This is a genomic window from Enterobacter sp. MALB-1 (assembly GCF_041021625.1).
Taxonomy (GTDB): Bacteria; Pseudomonadota; Gammaproteobacteria; order Enterobacterales; family Enterobacteriaceae; genus Enterobacter; species Enterobacter oligotrophicus.
Genome location: NZ_JBDPJL010000001.1, coordinates 4,304,696 through 4,323,682, shown reverse-complemented (window position 1 = coordinate 4,323,682; position 18,987 = coordinate 4,304,696). Strand labels below are relative to the sequence as shown.

Annotated in this window: 12 protein-coding genes; 6 read left to right on the top strand and 6 right to left on the bottom strand. The window is 53.6% G+C overall.

All coding sequences use genetic code 11. The features are described from left to right. Position 1 precedes the first annotated feature (1 nt). Genes ilvG through ilvA form a run of 5 tightly spaced genes read left to right on the top strand, consistent with a single transcriptional unit; the run spans position 2 to position 6,314 of the window. Positions 2 to 1,648, top strand: coding sequence for an acetolactate synthase 2 catalytic subunit (gene ilvG / locus ABGB15_RS20690; RefSeq protein WP_215723855.1), 1,647 nt, complete (start codon positions 2 to 4; stop codon positions 1,646 to 1,648). Next, positions 1,645 to 1,908, top strand: a complete 264-nt coding sequence (gene ilvM, locus ABGB15_RS20685; RefSeq protein WP_152082934.1) for an acetolactate synthase 2 small subunit — start codon at positions 1,645 to 1,647, stop codon at positions 1,906 to 1,908. The genes ilvG and ilvM overlap by 4 nt, the downstream gene beginning before the upstream one ends. Positions 1,909 to 1,926: 18 nt before the next feature. Then, the gene (gene ilvE / locus ABGB15_RS20680; RefSeq protein WP_215723854.1) at positions 1,927 to 2,856 is read left to right on the top strand and encodes a branched-chain-amino-acid transaminase; all 930 of its coding nucleotides are present in this window, start codon (positions 1,927 to 1,929) and stop codon (positions 2,854 to 2,856) included. Between the two features lie 60 nt (positions 2,857 to 2,916). Continuing rightward, positions 2,917 to 4,767, top strand: a complete 1,851-nt coding sequence (gene ilvD / locus ABGB15_RS20675; protein WP_152082936.1) for a dihydroxy-acid dehydratase — start codon at positions 2,917 to 2,919, stop codon at positions 4,765 to 4,767. Between the two features lie 2 nt (positions 4,768 to 4,769). Continuing rightward, positions 4,770 to 6,314 carry a threonine ammonia-lyase, biosynthetic gene (gene ilvA, locus ABGB15_RS20670; RefSeq protein ID WP_215723857.1) on the top strand — a complete coding sequence of 515 codons (1,545 nt, stop codon included), beginning with the start codon at positions 4,770 to 4,772 and terminating at the stop codon, positions 6,312 to 6,314. Between the two features lie 96 nt (positions 6,315 to 6,410). Here the strand turns inward: ilvA and ilvY are convergent, their stop codons facing one another. Then, positions 6,411 to 7,301 (bottom strand): HTH-type transcriptional activator IlvY, encoded by an 891-nt coding sequence (ilvY, locus tag ABGB15_RS20665; RefSeq protein ID WP_006179210.1) that lies wholly within the window; start codon positions 7,299 to 7,301, stop codon positions 6,411 to 6,413. 150 nt (positions 7,302 to 7,451) lie between these two features. Here ilvY and ilvC point away from each other — a divergent pair, with 150 nt between their 5' ends. After that, complete coding sequence (gene ilvC / locus ABGB15_RS20660; RefSeq protein WP_215723853.1) at positions 7,452 to 8,927, top strand: ketol-acid reductoisomerase; 1,476 nt, start codon at positions 7,452 to 7,454, stop codon at positions 8,925 to 8,927. Between the two features lie 38 nt (positions 8,928 to 8,965). On the opposite strand, the gene trmL is transcribed toward ilvC, so the two are convergent. The 5 genes from trmL to ABGB15_RS20635 form a co-directional block, all read right to left on the bottom strand. Continuing rightward, entirely contained in the window at positions 8,966 to 9,439 is a 474-nt protein-coding gene (trmL, locus tag ABGB15_RS20655) for a tRNA (uridine(34)/cytosine(34)/5-carboxymethylaminomethyluridine(34)-2'-O)-methyltransferase TrmL (RefSeq protein WP_152082938.1), read from the bottom strand. A 79-nt stretch (positions 9,440 to 9,518) separates the two neighbouring features. Beyond that, on the bottom strand, positions 9,519 to 10,706 hold the full coding sequence (lldD, locus tag ABGB15_RS20650; RefSeq protein ID WP_040118230.1) for an FMN-dependent L-lactate dehydrogenase LldD: 1,188 nt from the start codon (positions 10,704 to 10,706) through the stop codon (positions 9,519 to 9,521). Then, complete coding sequence (gene lldR, locus ABGB15_RS20645; RefSeq protein ID WP_152082939.1) at positions 10,703 to 11,476, bottom strand: transcriptional regulator LldR; 774 nt, start codon at positions 11,474 to 11,476, stop codon at positions 10,703 to 10,705. The genes lldD and lldR overlap by 4 nt, the downstream gene beginning before the upstream one ends. Next, complete coding sequence (gene lldP, locus ABGB15_RS20640; protein ID WP_215723852.1) at positions 11,473 to 13,125, bottom strand: L-lactate permease; 1,653 nt, start codon at positions 13,123 to 13,125, stop codon at positions 11,473 to 11,475. Before lldP ends, lldR begins: the two co-directional genes overlap by 4 nt. 277 nt (positions 13,126 to 13,402) lie before the next feature. Next, positions 13,403 to 18,967 carry a DUF3320 domain-containing protein gene (locus ABGB15_RS20635; protein WP_215723851.1) on the bottom strand — a complete coding sequence of 1,855 codons (5,565 nt, stop codon included), beginning with the start codon at positions 18,965 to 18,967 and terminating at the stop codon, positions 13,403 to 13,405. Between the last annotated feature and the right edge of the window lie 20 nt (positions 18,968 to 18,987).

The following is an 18,987-nucleotide window of genomic DNA, read 5'->3' as shown; positions in this document are numbered from 1 at the left end:
TATGAATGGGGCACAGTGGGTAGTACATGCGTTGCGCGCGCAGGGAGTCGAGACAATATTCGGTTATCCGGGTGGCGCAATTATGCCGATTTACGATGCACTGTATGACGGCGGCGTGGAACACCTCTTGTGCCGACACGAGCAGGGCGCAGCAATGGCGGCCATTGGTTACGCGCGCGCCACCGGTAAAACCGGCGTCTGCATGGCAACGTCCGGTCCGGGCGCAACCAACCTGATCACCGGTCTGGCGGATGCGTTGCTCGATTCCGTTCCCGTTGTCGCCATCACCGGTCAGGTGGCTTCTCCGTTCATCGGAACCGACGCCTTCCAGGAGGTGGACGTACTCGGTTTGTCGCTGGCCTGTACCAAACACAGCTTCCTTGTTCAGTCTCTGGAAGAGCTGCCGCGCATTATGGCAGAAGCGTTCGACGTGGCTAATTCTGGTCGTCCTGGCCCGGTTCTGGTTGATATCCCGAAAGATATCCAGGTTGCTCTGGGCGATCTGGAGCCGCATTTTTCCACCGTTGAAAATAACGATGTCTTCCCGCACGCCGAAGTGGAAGAGGCCCGCCAGATGCTGGTGCAGGCAAAGCAACCCATGCTGTATGTCGGTGGTGGCGTTGGTATGGCGCAGGCCGTTCCAGCCCTGCGCGAATTTATCGCGGTAACGCAAATGCCCGCCACCTGCACGCTGAAAGGGTTGGGCGCGGTCGACGCGGACTACCCATACTATTTGGGCATGTTAGGGATGCACGGCACCAAAGCGGCAAACCTGGCGGTGCAAGAGTGTGACCTGCTCATCGCCGTCGGTGCCCGTTTTGATGACCGCGTCACCGGCAAGCTGAATACCTTCGCGCCGAATGCCAAAGTGATCCATATGGATATCGACCCGGCGGAGATGAACAAACTGCGTCAGGCGCATGTTGCGCTGCAGGGCGATCTCAACGCGCTGTTACCGGCGTTACAGCAGCCGCTGGATATCAACGCATGGTGTCAACACACCGCAGACATGCGCGCTGAACACGTCTGGCGTTACGATCACCCCGGCGAGGCCATCTACGCACCGCTGCTGTTGAAACAGTTGTCCGACCGTAAACCGGCAGACAGCGTGGTGACGACGGATGTGGGCCAGCATCAGATGTGGTCAGCCCAGCACATGACCTACACGCGCCCGGAAAACTTCATCACCTCCAGTGGCTTAGGGACGATGGGCTTCGGCCTGCCTGCTGCCGTAGGCGCGCAGGTTGCCCGACCGAACGATACGGTTATCTGTATCTCCGGTGACGGCTCTTTCATGATGAACGTGCAGGAGCTGGGCACCGTAAAGCGCAAGCAGTTACCGCTGAAGATCGTGTTGCTCGATAACCAGCGTTTAGGGATGGTTCGCCAGTGGCAACAGTTGTTCTTCCAGGAGCGTTACAGCGAAACCACCCTGACCGATAACCCCGATTTCCTCATGCTGGCCAGCGCCTTTGGTATCCCAGGCCAGCACATCACCCGTAAAGACCAGGTTGAAGCGGCACTCGACACCATGTTGTCAAGCGAAGGGCCCTACCTGCTTCATGTCTCAATCGACGAGCTTGAGAATGTCTGGCCGTTGGTACCGCCCGGTGCCAGTAACTCACAAATGCTGGAGAAATTATCATGATGCAACATCAGGTCGCCGTGCAGGCTCGCTTCAATCCAGAGACATTAGAACGCGTTTTGCGTGTGGTGCGTCACCGTGGTTTTCAGATTTGCTCTATGAATATGGAGACGGCCACCGACGCCCGGAACATCAATATCGAATTGACCGTTGCCAGCCCGCGGTCGGTCGACTTACTGTTTAGTCAGTTAACGAAACTGGTCGATGTGGCACACGTTGCCATCTGCCAGAGCACAACCACATCACAACAAATCCGCGCTTGAGCGTGACAGGAAGAAAAAATGACGACGAAAAAAGCTGATTACATTTGGTTCAATGGTGAGATGGTTCGCTGGGAGGACGCGAAAGTCCACGTCATGTCCCACGCGCTGCATTACGGTACGTCTGTGTTTGAAGGCATCCGTTGCTACGATTCTCACAAAGGGCCAGTGGTGTTCCGCCATCGCGAACACATGCAGCGTCTGCATGATTCAGCCAAAATTTATCGTTTCCCGGTCTCTCAAAGCGTGGATGAGCTGATGGAAGCCTGCCGCGACGTGATTCGTAAGAACAACCTGACCAGCGCCTACATTCGTCCGCTGGTATTCGTGGGTGACGTGGGGATGGGCGTTAACCCGCCAGCCGGATACACCACCGATGTGATCATTGCCGCGTTCCCGTGGGGTGCCTACCTGGGTGCAGAAGCGCTGGATCAGGGGATCGACGCAATGGTTTCTTCCTGGAACCGCGTGGCACCAAACACCATTCCGACTGCGGCAAAAGCAGGCGGTAACTACCTTTCCTCATTGCTGGTCGGTAGCGAAGCGCGTCGTCATGGTTATCAGGAAGGCATCGCGCTGGACGTGAATGGCTATATCTCTGAAGGTGCAGGCGAAAACCTGTTTGAAGTTAAAGACGGTATCCTGTTCACGCCGCCGTTTACCTCTTCCGCGCTGCCGGGGATCACCCGTGACGCCATTATCAAGCTGGCGAAAGATCTGGGCATTGAAGTGCGTGAGCAGGTTCTGTCCCGCGAGTCTCTGTACCTGGCGGATGAAGTGTTCATGTCCGGTACGGCTGCCGAAATCACGCCGGTTCGCAGTGTCGACGGAATCCAGGTAGGCGAAGGCCGCTGTGGTCCGGTGACTAAACGTATTCAGCAAGCCTTCTTTGGCCTCTTTACCGGTGAAACGGAAGATAAATACGGCTGGTTGGATCAGGTTAATCACTAAGAATAATTATGGGACGGCACGCACCGTCCCATTTAATAGTCAGACGGGAGTAAATAAAGCATGCCTAAGTATCGTTCTGCCACCACCACCCACGGCCGTAATATGGCGGGTGCCCGCGCGCTGTGGCGCGCCACCGGGATGACCGACGCCGATTTCGGCAAGCCCATTATCGCCGTGGTGAACTCTTTCACCCAGTTCGTGCCGGGCCACGTGCACCTGCGCGATCTCGGTAAACTGGTTGCCGAACAAATTGAAGCGTCCGGCGGTGTGGCGAAAGAGTTCAACACCATTGCGGTGGATGACGGTATCGCGATGGGTCACGGGGGCATGCTCTATTCACTGCCGTCGCGCGAGCTGATCGCCGACTCGGTGGAGTACATGGTGAATGCCCACTGTGCTGATGCGATGGTCTGTATCTCCAACTGCGACAAAATCACCCCAGGGATGCTGATGGCTTCCCTGCGCCTGAACATTCCGGTGATCTTCGTCTCCGGTGGCCCAATGGAAGCGGGTAAAACCAAACTGTCCGACAAAATCATCAAGCTCGACCTCGTTGATGCGATGATTCAGGGGGCGGACCCGAAAGTCTCTGACGAGCAGAGCAACCAGGTGGAACGCTCCGCGTGCCCGACCTGCGGCTCCTGTTCCGGTATGTTCACCGCCAACTCCATGAACTGTCTGACCGAAGCGCTGGGCCTCTCTCAGCCCGGCAACGGTTCGCTGCTGGCGACCCATACCGATCGTAAAAAGCTGTTCCTCAATGCCGGTAAACGCATCGTTGAGCTGACCAAACGCTACTACGAGCAGGACGACGAAAGCGCGCTGCCGCGTAACATCGCCAGCAAGGCCGCGTTTGAAAATGCCATGACGCTGGACATCGCCATGGGCGGCTCCACTAACACCGTTCTGCACCTGCTGGCTGCCGCGCAGGAAGCGGAGATCGACTTCACCATGAGTGACATCGACAAGCTCTCCCGCAAGGTGCCACAGCTGTGCAAAGTCGCGCCGAGTACCCAGAAATATCACATGGAAGATGTACACCGCGCGGGTGGCGTGATCGGTATCCTCGGCGAGCTGGATCGTGCCGGGCTGCTGAACCGCGACGTGAAAAACGTGCTCGGTCTGACGCTGCCGCAGGCGCTGGAAAAATACGATGTCATGCTGACCAAAGACGATGCGGTGAAAAACATGTTCCGCGCCGGTCCGGCAGGGATTCGTACCACGCAGGCATTCTCGCAGGATTGCCGCTGGGACACCCTGGATGACGATCGCGCCGAAGGCTGTATCCGTTCTCTGGAATACGCTTACAGCAAAGACGGCGGCCTGGCCGTGCTGTACGGCAACTTTGCGGAAAACGGCTGTATCGTTAAAACGGCTGGCGTGGATGACAGCATCCTGAAATTCACCGGTCCGGCAAAAGTGTATGAAAGCCAGGACGAGGCGGTAGACGCCATTCTCGGCGGCAAAGTGGTGGAAGGCGACGTGGTGGTGATCCGCTACGAAGGGCCGAAAGGCGGGCCGGGTATGCAGGAGATGCTCTATCCAACCACCTTCCTGAAATCGATGGGACTCGGTAAAGCCTGTGCGCTGATCACCGACGGTCGTTTCTCCGGCGGCACCTCAGGCCTCTCCATCGGCCACGTTTCACCGGAAGCGGCAAGCGGCGGCAATATCGCGATCATCGAAGATGGCGATCTGATTGAAATCGATATTCCGAACCGCGGCATTCAGCTGAAGCTGAGCGATCAGGAAATTGCGGCGCGTCGTGAAGCGCAGGAAGCGCGCGGCGACAAAGCCTGGACGCCGAAAGACCGCCAGCGTGAAGTCTCCTTCGCTCTGCGTGCTTACGCGAGCCTTGCCACCAGTGCAGATAAAGGCGCGGTGCGCGACAAAACTAAACTTGGGGGCTAATGATGGCCGAGTCACAACCCTTATCCGCCGCCCCTGAGGGGGCGGAATATCTCCGGGCGGTGCTACGCGCACCGGTCTATGAAGCCGTGCAGGTTACGCCCCTGCAAAAAATGGAAAAAATCTCTTCGCGCCTCGACAACGTGATTCTGGTGAAGCGCGAAGACAGGCAGCCGGTGCACAGCTTTAAGCTGCGCGGAGCCTACGCGATGATGGCCGGGTTGACCGACGAACAAAAAGCGCGCGGTGTGATTACCGCATCGGCAGGCAATCATGCACAGGGCGTGGCGTTCTCCTCGGCCCGTTTAGGGTTGAAAGCGCTGATCGTAATGCCGGTCTCCACGGCGGATATCAAAGTCGACGCGGTGCGTGGTTTTGGCGGTGAAGTGCTGCTCCACGGTGCGAACTTTGACGAAGCGAAAGCCAAAGCAATTGAGCTGGCGCAGCAGCAAGGTTTTACCTGGGTGCCGCCGTTCGACCACCCGATGGTGATTGCCGGACAAGGCACGCTGGCGCTGGAGCTGCTGCAGCAGGATGCCCATCTCGACCGTGTCTTTGTGCCGGTGGGTGGTGGTGGCCTCGCGGCAGGCGTGGCGGTGCTGATCAAACAGCTGATGCCGCAAATCAAGGTCATTGCCGTTGAAGCGGAAGACTCTGCCTGCCTTAAAGCGGCGCTGGACGCCGGACATCCGGTGGATCTGCCGCGCGTCGGGCTGTTCGCCGAGGGCGTGGCGGTGAAGCGCATTGGCGACGAAACGTTCCGCCTCTGCCAGGAATATCTCGACGATATCGTCACCGTTGATAGCGATGCTATCTGCGCGGCGATGAAAGATCTGTTTGAGGATGTGCGTGCAGTGGCAGAGCCTTCCGGCGCGCTGGCGCTGGCGGGAATGAAGAAATACATCGCGCAGCACAACATTCGCGGCGAGCGTCTGGCGCACGTGCTTTCTGGTGCCAACGTAAACTTCCACGGCCTGCGCTATGTCTCCGAGCGCTGCGAGCTGGGTGAACAGCGTGAGGCTCTGCTGGCGGTGACCATTCCGGAAGAGAAGGGCAGCTTCCTCAAATTCTGCCAGCTGTTGGGCGGGCGCTCGGTGACGGAGTTTAACTACCGTTTCGCCGATGCCAAAGATGCCTGCATTTTTGTCGGCGTGCGTCTGAGCCGTGGGCTGGAGGAGCGCAAAGAGATCCTCAACCTGCTGCATGAAGGCGGCTACAGCGTGGTGGATCTCTCCGATGACGAAATGGCGAAGCTGCACGTGCGTTACATGGTTGGCGGGCGTCCGTTGAAGCCGCTCCAGGAACGCCTTTACAGCTTCGAGTTCCCGGAATCACCGGGCGCATTGTTGAAGTTCCTGCATACGCTGGGCACGCACTGGAATATCTCGCTGTTCCACTACCGCAGCCACGGTACTGATTACGGTCGTGTGCTGGCGGCATTCGAACTGGGTGAGCACGAGCCGGATTTCGAAACGCGGCTCAATGAACTGGGCTATGAGTGTCACGATGAAACCCATAACCCGGCGTTCCGTTTCTTCCTGGCAGGTTAGATTGTTCGAAAAAATGCCTGATGGCGCTGCGCTTATCAGGCCTACGTTCTTTCAAACCGTAGTACGTAGGCCGGGTAAGCGCAGCGCCACCCGGCTTCAATGGTTCGGTAATATCTTCCAGAACGCATCAATAAGCGGCTCATGCAGCCGCTTTTTTTGTGCACAGACGCCAAGCTCAAACGGCGTTTTCTCGTCGCTGCGCTCTAAAATCATTACGCGGTTGCGCACCGGTTCAGGGCTGTTTTCCAGCACCACTTCCGGCAGCAGCGCCACGCCGCAGCCGAGCGCCACCATCGACACCATCGCCTCATGGCCGCCGACCGTGGCGTAAATCGATGGGTTACTGATTTTCTGACGGCGGAACCATAGCTCAATGCGGCGGCGCACGGGCCCCTGATCGGCCATGATAAACGGCACCGTTGACCAGTCCGGTTTTTCTACCGACACCTGGTTACGCACCGGGCAGGGGAGCGCCGGGGCGATCAGCACCACCGCCAGATTTTCCAGCATTGAGAACGCCACCGCCCCCGGCAGGGTTTCAGGTTTCCCGGCAATGGCGAGATCGGCTTCACCTGTGACCACTTTTTCCATGGCGTCGGCGGCATCGCCGGTAGTGAGTTTGATTTCGACCGAAGGATGTTCCGCGCGGAAGCGGTCAAGGATCGGCGGCAAATGGCTGTAGGCGGCGGTGACGGAACAAAAAATATGAAGCTCACCGGAGAGCGACGGCCCTTGCTGGTCGATGGTGTGTCGCAACTGCTGATACTGCAACAAGGTTTGCTGGGCGAAGACGCGCAGCTCTTCCCCCGCTTCGGTAAGGGTGACGGTGCGGTTATCGCGCACGAACAGCGGCTGGCCGAGATCTTCCTCAAGCCGCTGGATCTGGCGTGACAGTGTGGAAGGGCTAACGTGCATCGCCCGTGCGCTACGGCCAAAGTGACGGCTTTCCGCCAGATGCAGGAACATTTTCAGATCGCGTAAATCCACCGATTCCACTCCCTCTGTTTACATTGCAATAATTGCAACGTGACGTTGTGAATATATCAATTTCCGCAATAAATTTCCTGTCATATAGTAAGTTCATTCTCGCAAAAGCGAACCGAACAATAAGACGCACAACATCACGAGGTATCACCCATGGCTAACTACTTTAATACACTGAACTTGCGCCAGCAGCTGGCGCAGCTGGGCAAATGCCGCTTCATGGCGCGCGATGAATTTGCCGATGGCGCGAGCTACCTTCAGGGTAAAAAAGTGGTCATCGTCGGCTGTGGCGCACAGGGTCTGAACCAGGGCCTGAACATGCGTGACTCCGGTCTGGATATCTCCTACGCCCTGCGTAAAGAAGCGATTGCTGAGAAGCGTGCTTCATGGCGTAAAGCGACCGAAAACGGCTTCAAAGTAGGCACCTACGAAGAGCTGATCCCACAGGCGGATCTGGTGGTTAACCTGACGCCAGACAAGCAGCACTCTGACGTTGTGCGTTCCGTACAGCCACTGATGAAAGATGGCGCGGCGCTGGGTTACTCCCACGGCTTCAACATCGTGGAAGTGGGCGAACAGATCCGTAAAGACATCACCGTAGTGATGGTGGCACCGAAGTGTCCAGGTACTGAAGTACGTGAAGAGTACAAGCGTGGCTTCGGCGTACCGACCCTGATTGCGGTTCACCCGGAAAACGATCCCAAAGGCGAAGGCATGGCGATTGCAAAAGCCTGGGCAGCAGCGACCGGCGGCCATCGTGCGGGCGTGCTGGAATCCTCCTTCGTTGCCGAAGTGAAATCTGACCTGATGGGCGAGCAAACCATTCTGTGCGGTATGTTGCAGGCCGGTTCTCTGCTGTGCTTCGACAAGCTGGTGGAAGAAGGCACCGATCCGGCATACGCCGAAAAACTGATTCAGTTCGGCTGGGAAACCATCACCGAAGCGCTGAAGCAGGGCGGCATTACGCTGATGATGGACCGTCTGTCCAACCCGGCGAAACTGCGTGCATTCGCGCTGTCTGAGCAGCTGAAAACCATCATGGCTCCGCTGTTCCAGAAACATATGGACGACATCATCTCCGGCGAGTTCTCATCCGGCATGATGGCGGACTGGGCAAACGACGATAAAAAACTGCTGACCTGGCGTGAAGAGACCGGCAAAACCGCGTTTGAAACCGCGCCACAGTTTGACGGCAAAATCAGCGAGCAGGAATATTTCGATAAAGGCGTACTGATGATCGCGATGGTGAAAGCTGGCGTTGAGCTGGCGTTTGAAACCATGGTGGATTCCGGCATCATCGAAGAGTCTGCGTACTATGAATCTCTGCACGAGCTGCCGCTGATCGCGAACACCATCGCCCGTAAGCGCCTGTACGAAATGAACGTGGTTATCTCTGATACCGCCGAGTATGGTAACTACCTGTTCTCTTATGCATGCGTACCGCTGCTGAAAGAGTTCATGACCACCCTGCAGGCAGGCGATCTGGGCAAAGCGATTGCGGAAGGTGCCGTAGACAACGCACAACTGCGCGACGTGAACGAAGCCATTCGCAGCCATGAAATCGAGAAAGTGGGCCAGAAACTGCGTGGCTACATGACCGACATGAAACGTATCGCGGTAGCAGGTTAAGCGTAATCAATCGGGTGGCGCACGCCACCCGATGTTGTTCAGCGACGTAACACCGCGCCAGAATATCCCAACTGACGCCATGCTTCATACACCACGACCGACACCGCATTTGACAGGTTCATACTGCGGCTGTCCGGCATCATCGGAATACGAATTTTTTGCTCAGCAGGTAAAGCATCAAGAATGGTCGCTGGCAGTCCGCGTGTTTCCGGGCCAAACAGCAAATAATCACCTTCCTGGTAGCTTACAGCGCTGTGTGCAGGCGTGCCTTTGGTGGTCAGAGCAAACATGCGCTGCGGTTTTTCGGTTTCCAGAAACGCGGCGTAATCGTGATGGCGAACCACGGCAGTAAATTCATGATAATCCAGCCCCGCGCGGCGCAGACGTTTGTCGTCCCATGTAAAGCCCATCGGCTCAATGATATGCAGACGAAACCCGGTATTGGCGCACAGGCGGATGATGTTGCCGGTATTAGGTGGAATTTCTGGTTCGAATAAAACGATGTTAAGCATACTGCCCCCTTAATTGCGGGGGCAGAATAGCATCCCCTCTCACCTTTGGGGAGAGGAGGAGGGGATCAGATCGAATCCCTTAAGCCGCATTCCCCTGCGACAGCGGTGCCAGCGCCGCAGGCAATTTACTCAGCTCCTGCACCAGCGAATCCTTGCTGATTTCGCTAATCGACTTCGCACCGGTCAGCGTCATCGCCACCTTCATCTCTTTCTCGATCAGGTTCAGCAGGTTCGCCACGCCCGCCTGACCGCTGGTGGCCAGCGCGTACAGGTAAGCTCGGCCCAGCAGCACGCTGTCCGCGCCAAGCGCAATCATCCGTACCACATCCAGCCCGTTACGAATGCCGCTGTCGGCGAGGATCGCGATATCGCCTTTCACCGCATCAGCAATGGCGGGCAGCGCGCGTGCAGAGGAAAGCACGCCGTCGAGCTGGCGTCCGCCGTGGTTAGAGACCACGATCCCATCGGCACCGAAACGTACCGCGTCGCGCGCATCTTCCGGATCGAGGATACCCTTGATCACCATCGGGCCGTCCCAGAATTCGCGTATCCACTCTAGGTCTTTCCAGGAGATGGAGGGATCGAAGTTATTCGCCAGCCAGCCGATGTAATCTTCCAGCCCGGTCGGTTTACCGAGGTAGGCCGAGATATTCCCCAGATCGTGCGGACGGCCATTCACGCCGACATCCCATGCCCACTGCGGATGAGTCACCGCCTGCCAGTAGCGGCGCAGGGCGGCATTCGGGCCGCTCATGCCGGAGTGAGCATCACGATAGCGCGCACCGGGCGTTGGCATATCCACGGTAAAGACCAGCGTTGAGCAGCCCGCCGCTTTGGCGCGCTCAAGCGCGTTACGCATAAAGCCGCGATCCCGCAGAACGTACAGCTGGAACCACATCGGGCGTTTAATGGTCGGAGCGACTTCTTCAATCGGGCAGACCGAAACGGTGGAGAGGGTAAACGGAATACCTTTGGCGTCCGCCGCTGCGGCGGCCTGCACTTCGCCACGGCGGGCGTACATGCCGCATAAGCCGACAGGCGCAAGCGCCACCGGCATGGAGAGCGTCTCGTTAAACAGCTTCGTCTCGAGGCTCAGGTCAGACATATTCTTCAGCACGCGCTGGCGCAGGGCCACTTCCGAGAGATCTTCCACGTTGCGACGCAGGGTATATTCGGCATACGCCCCGCCGTCGATATAGTGGAACAGGAACGGTGGCAAAATACGCTGCGCCGCGGCGCGATAGTCACTGGCTGCTGAAATAATCATGCGTTGTTCTCCCTGGAAATATCACTGTCGCCAGGCAGACGGGTAATACGCGCCTGTCGGGCCTGATCTTCATCAAATCGTTTAATGGTGGTATGCACGAAGCCAAGATGTGCCATCATCGCTTTGCGCGCGGCCTCGGCATCGCCCGCCAGAATGGCGTTGAGCACGGCTTCATGCTGTTCGGTGAGCTGGGCAAATACCGGCGGGACCAGATACATGCGCTGGCGGCTCTGCTTCACAGAGGATTGCAGCAGGTCGAAGAACCCGCGCATGGTTTGCAGCAGCACCACGTTGTGCGACGCCTCGGCAATCGCCAGATGAAAACGCACATCCGCCTGCGAGGCGATATCCGGGTCGTTGCTTTGCGTTGCCTCGAAGCAGACTTTGAGCTTCTCTTTGTCGGCCTCGGTTGCCCGCATTGCCGCGTGCCATGCCGTGCTGGTCTCGATGGCGTGGCGCGCTTCAAGAATGTCGAAGCTGTAGTCCGGATCGTTTTCCATCAACGTTTTCAGCGGCTGGACGATGTTTTGCCCGGACCAGTCATCATGCTGCCAGCGCACAAACGTGCCGCCACCGCGACGGCTCAGCAGCACGCCTTCGTTAACCAGCGTCGCCAGCGCTTCGCGCAGGGAATTGCGCGACACGCCAAGCTGGGCGGCAAGCTGGCGTTCAGCGGGCAATTTCATGCCCGCCTCCAGATGTTGTTCTTCAATCAGCGCCCGCACGCGAGTGGCAATCTCGTCGGACAGGCGTCTGGGCATCACTATCATGGAATCATCCAGGTTAAGACATAGGCCTGCAGCGTGGTAATAACGCCCACCATGCAGGTAAATATCAGGCTGTGTTTCACGGTAAAACGGAACAGATCCGACTCTTTGCCCACCAGTCCCACCGCCGCACAGGCTATGGCGATGGATTGCGGAGAGATCATCTTCCCTGTTACGCCGCCGGTGGTGTTAGCCGCCACGAGCAGCACGTCCGAGACGCCAATCTGCTGCGCCGCCGTTGCCTGCAGGGCGGCAAACAGCGCGTTAGAGGAGGTATCGGAACCGGTCAGGAACACCCCCAGCCAGCCGAGGAATGGCGAGAAGAAAGTAAACGCATGGCCGGTATGGGCCAGCGCCAGCGCCAGCGTCGACGACAGGCCGGAGTAGTTCGAGATAAACGCGAATGCCAGCACCATGCCGATGGAGTAGATCGGCAGCATCAGCTCTTTAATTGTCGCTGCAAAGGTCTGCACCGCGGCGGCAGGCTTCATGCGCAGCCACACCACAGAAAGGATAGCCGCAAACAGAATGGCCGTGCCGGTGGCGGAGAACCAGTCAAACTTAAATACCGCTGCATACGGCGTGGCGTCGTGCACCACCGGCGGCATACGGGCGACCATCTTGTCGAGGAACGGCACGGAGATGTTAATCACCATGTTATACAGCGCACCGCCAGGCACGAACAGCGCTTTAAACGGTGGAATGCTCCACAGCGTCACGGTGGCGGTCAGGAACAGGAACGGCGACCACGCGCGAACGATTTGGCCTGTGGTATAGCCCGTGCGAGCCAGCGTCTGATCCACATGCGATGCCCCCATATCGGCAAAGCGGAAGATGCGCACTGGCTGCCAGCGTTTCAGGAACAGCGTCAGACAAACCAGTGACACCAGGGAAGAGATAATGTCCGGCAGTTCCGGGCCGAGGAAGTTGGAGCTCAGGTACTGGGCAATGGCGAAGGAACCGCCCGCTACCATTACCGCAGGCCAGGTCTCTTTCACCCCGCGCCAGCCGTCCATAATCGCCATGATCCAGAACAGCACGATGATGGTCAGGAACGGCAACTGACGGCCTACCATCTGGCCGATCTCAAAGCTGTCCAGCCCGGTCACCTGACCGGCCACCAGAATCGGAATGCCCATCGCGCCAAACGCGACCGGTGCGGTGTTCACAATCAGGCACAGGCCCGCGGCATACAGCGGGTTAAAGCCCAGCCCTACCAGCAGCGCAGCGGTGATCGCCACCGGCGCGCCGAACCCTGCTGCCCCTTCCAGGAACGCCCCGAAGGAGAAGCCGACAATCAGCATCTGCAAACGCTGGTCCGGTGTAATGGAGAGGATCGACGAGCGAATAATGTCGAACTGCCCGGTTTTCACCGAAATTTTGTAGACAAAAACCGCGGCAATGATGATCCACGCAATCGGCCACAGGCCGTAGAAGAAGCCATAGACGACGGAGGCCAGCGCGCGATCGACCGGCATTTTATAGAATAGCGCCACCAGCAGGGCGATAGCGACGGTGTATGTCGCCGCAAGGTATCCCTTCAGTTTGAGCTTAATCAGCGCAAAGAAGAAGAACAGGATCGGAAGCGATGCGATCAGGCTCGACAGCCAGATATTCCCGGCCGGATCGTAGTTTTGTTGCCAGAGGCTCATGCAGGTCTCCTGGGGACCACACAGTCTGCTTTGCGGTGAGTCTGTGCTCATCTCTGCGTCACATACTGTGTAAAAGTGGTCCTGCCAATGTTGTGATGTAGGGTTAATGACAACGAATGGTTAACCAGGTGTTATAGATAGGCAATGATTTTGTGAGCGGAAATAATGGAAATGTGAACCAGGGAAGGGATAGCTGGGGGATTGGTTGGGCCAATTTTGAGGGGGCTCCATCGTATGATAATGGGCCCCCATAAATGCCTTTATAGAATATCAGGCATTAAACAGCATTCTGAACAGAAGAGGTATCTCCGATAACAATCAAACCATCTTGCTGCTTTAGGCGGTTATCTTTAATTTCCTGCTCAATGACATCGGAGATCACTTTTCTCAGGAGACTACTAGTCGATTTAAAACCAAGCATCCTTGAGATGGATGTAATGATTTCATCTTCTGTTGCTCCAAGGCTTGCGCTAACGATGTCAAATACACCTGAAGCGATTTCTATAGGTGCGATCAGTTCTGGTTTACGTATACTTGCAGACAAGACGTTTTGTCTGTTGCGCAGTCGAATTGCTACTTCTTTGTGTATGAAAAATTCATGCTCCTTATAAATCTTACCTCTCCTGCAGGCAATTTGAGCAGCCTGGTTAACAACGCTTTCTATCCGCGCACCAGCCCGCTGCAATCCCCATGCTGAGCGAAGACGAGTTATCAATTCGCTCAAATGGATAGGCGATTCAGTGAAAACTATTTTTTCAACCATGTCAGCAAGTATGCCGGTTGGTGTTTCATGTAAAGCATAGGAAAGATTGGCTTCGGGTTGTGCTTCTTCATAAATGATAGACTGGTCATTAGCGGAATCAGTTCTATCAAGGCCAACCTCAACAACGTCTTCTCGTTCAACTGTGACAATATCAACAGGAACTGCTCGGGAACGTCCATATATATGTTCTGTTCTACTATTCAGTTCTCTTTTTGCATTCTCAATAGCATAAATAACTTTTTGCAGTTGTTCCTCAGGTCTTTGGAACCAATCCGTACTCCAGATTCGGTGTATGATCCAACCATGATCCTCCAGAACGGCCTGACGTAAACGATCACGCTCTCTGGCAGAACGAGAGGAATGATAAGCGCTGCCATCACATTCGATCCCGAGAAGATAACGCCCAGGTAATTCAGGATCGGCAATTGCCAGATCGATAAAGAAGCCAGCAATTCCGACTTGTGGGTGCACCTGATAACCTCGGTTTTGAAGTGCTGATGCGACTTGTTCTTCAAATACGCTATCCATCGGGCGCCCGGAAACTGTGGACATTGATAAACGTCCTGTGCGGGCATATTGAAGGAAGAGTTTGAAAGCCAATACGCCAACACCTTTAGTACGTCCAAGATCAATATCTTCATCAGTGATCGATGCAAAAACCTCACATCGCCGTTTTGCGCGGCTAATCAGCACATTAAGCCGCCGCTCACCACCTTGTGAACCCAGAGGGCCGAATCGCATTGCCAGATAGCCTTGTTTATTACGCGCATATCCTACAGAGATCATGATGACATCACGTTCGTCACCTTGAATGTTTTCCAGGTTTTTAATGAAGAATGGCTCGGCAGGGTGAGAATTAAAGAAATCTTCATATTGCGGATTTAAACGGCGGAGAACCTCTAATTCATCCTGAATCGCCTTACGTTGTGAAACAGAGAATGTTGCGACTCCGAGTGACATTTCAGGGTATTGTTGTGCATGCTCAAGAATAGCGGTAGCAATCCTTTTTGCCTCAATAGGATTGGCATTGCCCTCACCCGATTCGAAAATACCGTTTTCCACATAATGGAATCGTAAGCCCATACCAGCCTCTTCGGTAAATGGGCTTGGGACTATAAACAATTTGTTTTCGTAGAACTGACTATTAGAAACCGCAATAAGCGACTGGTGCCGACTTCGGTAATGCCAGCGAAGCATTCGTTGTGGCAAGCCTCTGGCAACAAACAATCCGAGTATACTTTCGATATCTGCTACTTGTGTTGAATCTTCATCTCCATCATCGTTACTGGCTTCAGTCATACGAGAGAAGAAACTGGTTGGCGGTAATTGTCTTTCGTCGCCGACAACAACAACTTGCTCACACCGCGCAATTGCACCTATGGCATCGACAGGCTGAATTTGGCTCGCTTCATCCATCACAAGCAAATCAAATTTTTGCTTACCTGGGATCAAAAATTGTGCGACAGATAGTGGGCTCATCATCATGACCGGTTTGATTGCCTGTATTGCCGGGCCCGCTTTAAGCATCAATTGACGAATAGGCATATGACCTCTTTTCCTCGCCATTTCAGCGCGCAAAACTCCAACCGGACCTGCCGCTCCAATTTTGGAAGGAATACGGCGATGGTGTGCCCGAGCGACCTCAATACTTGAGCTCTTTATGCGGCGTAAATCCATTTCTGCAAAGTGCTGCACTTTTCGATTATGAAGATCACCGTCGAAGCGGGAAAGGGAAGGTGTCTCTTTAGCCATCAAACTGAACAGCGATTCATAATAGGTATATTCGACAGAGCTATAACAAATGGAGAATGGTAATCGCCCATCCTCAAGCCTTTCTACCACTTCTGACAGCCCCAGTTTGTTCGCCTGATTGCGTCGGTGTTGCCAGGCAACCCATTTGGACAATTGTTCGGCATTTGCAGTCCATAAGGTAAGTTTGTTCAGGACACTATCGATACGTAAATGCTGATTATCTAAATGGAAAAGTGTGTCGGTGGTCGATTCTAACTCGTTGGCCAGGTTTTCAAGTTCATCAATGATGGAGAAACGTGTTGCTGAAAGTTGATTGGCGGAATTCAGTAACTCACTACGATCTTTTATCGTCGCACAGATAAAGCGTAAGTCACCGTATTTTTCCATCCATACATAATCGCTAATAAGATTTTTCCAGTTTGACCGCGTGTTTAGCCACTCACTACCAAATGCAGCCCTTCCCAATTCGGATTGGGATTCAATGGTCTTTTTCTGATACTGTAATGCGATAATCTTCTTAACTGTCTCCAGGCGTTCACCTGGGTTATCCGCAGGATCTTTAAACACCTGATGTGATGTTGAATCTATACGACTGAGTTTTTGAGCTAATACCTCAATAAAACCTAATGGAACACGCTTAATTGAATAGTGATTATCAAACCAGGATTCGGGAGTTGTGCCAAAAGCCTTCCAAAGCTGTTTCAGTTCGATATCGGTTTGGGTTAGAAGCTGCTCAAGTTTCTGACTAAGGTTTCTCAGCGTTTCCCGATCCGACAGTTGACTCGCAAGTATACGTGCTTCTGAGCCAACATCTTTCAGCGTCGCCATCCATTCCACCAATGCTTTCAGATCACTACTGTTACTGCTTTCGCCACGCCAGTGCGAGCCAAATGCACTATTGCCAAATTCGCGACAGTTAGCGATATTTTTTCGTAGCGCTTGTGCCTGGATAACATTGTCCAAAAGTTCGATTTGCTGCTGAATAGGTTGGTTGGTATCTCGAATGAGAGAGCGAGCAAGTGCACGTGAACGGCGCCATTCACTATTCAAGACTTTGAATACACCCGTATGTATTGCAAGGTTATGACGAATTTGTGTAAGTTCAGTATCCCATATGGCGTCAGAAATGTGGGGATCGATATTCTGGCGCAAAGACTGTAAATCAGCGATCGCATTGACCAGCTCTCTGGCTTGTTCAACACCATGCTCCCATACGGAAGCGACAAAAGCCTGTGGGCTTGCATCAGGTGCATCAGCCACGCGTCCGCTGAGCTCAATCAGGTTTTTGACTTCCTGAGAAGAACGATACTGAGACTCAGTTCCTAACTCTCTCGTCAGGCTGGTCACTGTTATTTGAATTTGAGGTAACAGTTGTAGTAATGTCCTCGCGGCTGAGAAAGCACCCGACAAAAGATTTTCCGGTACAGTTTTCAGCTCATCTCTAAATTCAAGAAGAGGGCTATCAAAATGTTCCTCATGAATCACATTTTTAATTTCCTCAAAATTCTTCTCATAAATTTCACCCTGTTCAATTAGATTTTTTATTTCGTAAAGAGAGTTTGACCAGACAGAGTTTACGAGTGCAACTTCTTCAAACTCAGGTGCCTGAGCTATGAGGCCAGTAATCTGAACAATTTTGTCCGCCTCGTTGAAAAGTACGGGTTCAGGTGTTACCCCTACTCGCACAGCCAAATCCATTATAGCGCTTTGAAAGTCATGCACTTTTTGCGACAACGCAGTGATTTTTGGTATCAAGCGATCGAGTTCACCCGGCAAAACGGATTCTCGTTTTACGCCATTCCAGGGATGATTATGAGGTAGCCCAATATCTTCAATCCGTTCAATAAGCTCTTTAACGAGATCCAGTCGTTTTAACAGATCGTTATTGCTCCATTCATCGAAGCCATGAAGATTAAAGTCCGTAGGTGTTTGCCCATTTTGGCGCAACCGTACCAATTGCCCAATTACCTGATAAGGGGTCAAACCCGAAGGTGTGTAGACTTTATGTAGACGTGCTGGGTGGGCATTCAGGGAATCGCGGGTTTCGGTTAAGTTCTCAATCAATTCATCAGGAAATTCACCGCGGGGTGAACCTAAATCCCATACCCGCTTCAATTCTTCGAGCAAAATTCGTTTATTGGCTTTATTGCTGTGAAGTTCTAAACAAGCATCACCTACCCCTGCTTGGTCTAAGCGTCGTTTGACCACTTCAAGAGCTGCCATTTTTTCTGCAACAAAGAGTACCGTTTTTCCATCCGCAATGGCCGATGCAATGATATTGGCTATCGTCTGCGACTTACCCGTCCCCGGCGGCCCTTGTATAACAAGGTTTCTACCTCTCCTTACTTCATGAATCGCGAGCGTCTGAGAGCTATCACTATCCATAATATGAAGCATATCTTTTGGCATGATAATGGGGTCTATAGGGCTATCTTCTGAAAGAAGTCCATCGCTTTCATCGAACCCTTCTTCCATGAGCGCACGAATAAGATATTTTGATGTAATAGCTTCATCATCTGGCCAGTTAGCAGGGTCAAGATCGCGATACATCAAAAATTTAGAAAAAGAGAACAAACCAAGAACAATATCGTTGGCCCTAACTTCCCAATCTGTTTTCAATGCTATTGATTTCTGTACAGCCTCAAAGTAACCACTTACGTTAATTTCATCATCATCAGATTGCATTACCGGTAGGGTGATCTGGTGTACGCGTTCAAGGAAGGCTTCCAGAGAGAGATTAGGGATGATGTCTTCTGAGCGCGCTTTTAGTTTAAATCTTTCTCCGGCGCTACCGCGTTCCAGACTGACTGGGACCAGTATCAAGGGAGCATAACGGACATTCTCTTTATTGGCGGGATCTACCCACTTCAATGTGCCCAGTGCCAGGAAAAGAATGTTTGCGCCTTGCTCCTCTTCTAGCGTTTTGGAGTCGTGGTACAAATCGAGTAATCGAGTCTGCAACCCTTTAGGTGTTAAACGAGTCTGCAGTTTGGTATCAAGATGCTGAGATTTTATATCAGTATCTTCTTCATCGAATTGATAAATAAACCTTTTTTCTTCTGAAAGACCATCTTCAATCTCTTGGTCGTCTTCTTTTCCTGATTTACCATGCAAAAATGTGAACGTCTTTTTTTCATTAAAGAGAAGGTTGTAAACCAACTCAGAACGCTCATCAATCACTTCCAGGAAACGTGTATTTTTCGATCGCGGAATGTTGAGTAAGCGGTTCCTTGCCCCTAAATCCAGAAGTTCAGCCCTGGCTTTTTCAAGTTTTTGTTCTAAAGAAAGGGCGCTGTTTTGAAAGGTTGAGGTCTCAGTAGAATTCATAAAATTTATAACCTAATGCA